Annotated in this window: 2 protein-coding genes; both read right to left on the bottom strand. The window is 61.8% G+C overall.

Annotated elements, in window-relative coordinates:
* Positions 1-750, bottom strand: a 750-nt coding sequence (surE, locus tag J0I64_RS22550) for a 5'/3'-nucleotidase SurE (RefSeq protein WP_291412536.1), incomplete at its 3' end; no start/stop codon positions are given.
* A 3-nt stretch (positions 751-753) separates the two neighbouring features.
* A complete protein-coding gene (gene serS / locus J0I64_RS22545; RefSeq protein ID WP_291412533.1) occupies positions 754-2,082 on the bottom strand; it encodes a serine--tRNA ligase in 1,329 nt (442 codons plus the stop codon).
* Positions 2,083-2,259: the final 177 nt, after the last annotated feature.

The following is a 2,259-nucleotide window of genomic DNA, read 5'->3' as shown; positions in this document are numbered from 1 at the left end:
CATTTTTGCCAGCCGTTCCAGGGCCGTCTCTTCGGTCTGCTGCAGGGCCAGCGGCGTCACCGTAATGGTGTTGCGACGACGCAGAACCTCAAAATCCGCCTTTGGATCCAATGGCATAGGCGTCTCTGGAATGGCGACGAAGAATTCGCCGTCCTTGTCGCTGGGATAATAGCGAAATGCCGAACGCGAAAAGCGCTGATGCGGCACTGCAGCGATTCCGGATACCTTGTCTGGCGGGCAAACTGGGAAGTTGACGTTGTAAAAGACGTCTTCCTGACCCCTGGCAGCAAGAATCGCTTTGACAACTTCTGTCCCGAAACGAATCGAATTCGACCAATCGACTGCGTGACTTCTCTCGTAGTCGATCGCTTGACTCATCGCGATTCCGATCGCGCCCTGCAATGCACCCTCGCGGGCGCCGGCGGCCGTACCAGAACAATGAATGATGTCGCCGAGATTCTGTCCGGCATTGACGCCGGACAGAACGAGATCGGGCGGCTGGTCGACCAGCACATGAGTCATGCCGGCGACGACGCAGTCTGCGGGCGAACCGCCGACGACACTGAAGCGGCGCTGTCCCCGCTGCTCGAGCACAAGTTCGCGGCCGAGAGTAAACCGATGCCCTGCCCCGGACTGGTTGCCATCTGGCGCGACAATCCAGACGTCATCGGACAACGCGGCAGCGATATCGGCCATGACGGCGATACCGGGCGCATCCACACCATCGTCATTGGTGATGAGGATGCGCATCGGTCACTTGCCTCCGATGGAGGTCAGGCCGCCCATATAGGGCTGCAGGGCCTCGGGAATCAGCACCGAGCCATCTTCCTGCTGGTAGTTTTCCAGCACGGCGATAAGGCAACGGCCGACTGCCGTGCCAGAGCCGTTGAGCGTGTGCACATAGCGCGGCGCCTGTTTTTCACCGGATGGGCGATAACGAGCCTCCATGCGGCGGGCCTGGAAATCGCCGCAGACGGAAACGGAGGAAATCTCGCGATAGGTGTCCTGCCCCGGCAGCCAGACTTCGAGGTCATAGGTCTTGCGGGCACCGAAGCCCATGTCGCCGGTGCAGAGCATCATCACGCGATAATGGAGGCCGAGGCGCTGCAACACGGTCTCGGCGCAGGCGAGCATGCGCTCGTGCTCATCGATGGAGGTTTCGGCCGTCGTGATCGACACCATCTCGACCTTGTCGAACTGGTGCTGACGCAGCATGCCGCGGGTGTCGCGACCGGCAGAGCCAGCTTCGGAACGGAAGCACGGGGTCAGCGCCGCAAAGCGCAGCGGCAGCTCTTCTTCGGCAAGGATGGATTCGCGCACCATATTGGTGAGCGGCACTTCTGCGGTCGGGATAAGAGCCAGGCGCGAGTCGCCATGCGGGGTGAAGAACAGGTCTTCCTCGAATTTAGGCAGCTGGTTCGTGCCGAAGAGCGCGTCATCACGCACCAGTAGCGGCGGCTGCACTTCGAGATAGCCGTGCTCGGTGGTGTGCAGATCGAGCATGAACTGGCCGATGGCGCGTTCGAGACGGGCGATCTGGCCCTTCAGGACGACGAAGCGGCTGCCGGAGAGCTTGGCGGCCACCTCAAAATCCATGTCCTTCTCAGACACGCCGATTTCGTAGTGTTCCTTGGGCGCAAAGCCGAAGCTCGGCTTGGCCGGACGCTGGCGTGCAGCGGTCTCGGCTGTGCCATTGGCGCCGAAATATTCGACATTGTCGCTTTCGTCGTCGCCCTGCGGAACATCTTCAAGCGCCAGGTTGGGAATGACGGAGAGCGCGGCGCGCAGTTCGGCTTCGACAGCGCGCTCTTCGGCCTCGCCGGTGGGGATGAAATCCTTGAGGCGCGCGACTTCGGCCATCAGCTCCTGAGCCTTGGCTTCGTCCTTCTGGGCCTTGGCCTGGCCGATCTGCTTGGAAAGCGCATTGCGCTTTTCCTGCGCTTCATTGAGGCGAACGATGATCTCGCGGCGCCGATCGTCGATCGCCAGAAGATCGGAGGACCGCACGGAGACATTCTTGCGCCGAGAAACGGCAGCGTCGAAAGCTTCGGCGTTGGCTCTGATACACTTGATATCGAACATCGGTGCTTACGGGCCCTTGCCCGCCTCTGGTTTGACGCAGGCCCTGGGTACTATGCCCCGGAGCGCGCCTGCCAGCGCCGCGGGGCAGAATTGGCTGCTCCCGCGACGGAACGCGGAACAGCTATTCGCTAGGCGAGCCGGAAAGCTCGGCTTCCTGCGCGGCCAGCTTCGCCTCAC

It is taken from the genome of Devosia sp. (assembly GCF_017307565.1).
In the GTDB taxonomy this organism is placed as follows: domain Bacteria; phylum Pseudomonadota; class Alphaproteobacteria; order Rhizobiales; family Devosiaceae; genus Devosia.
The sequence above is the reverse complement of the archived record's forward strand: the minus strand, read 5'-3'. Positions and strand labels throughout refer to the sequence as shown.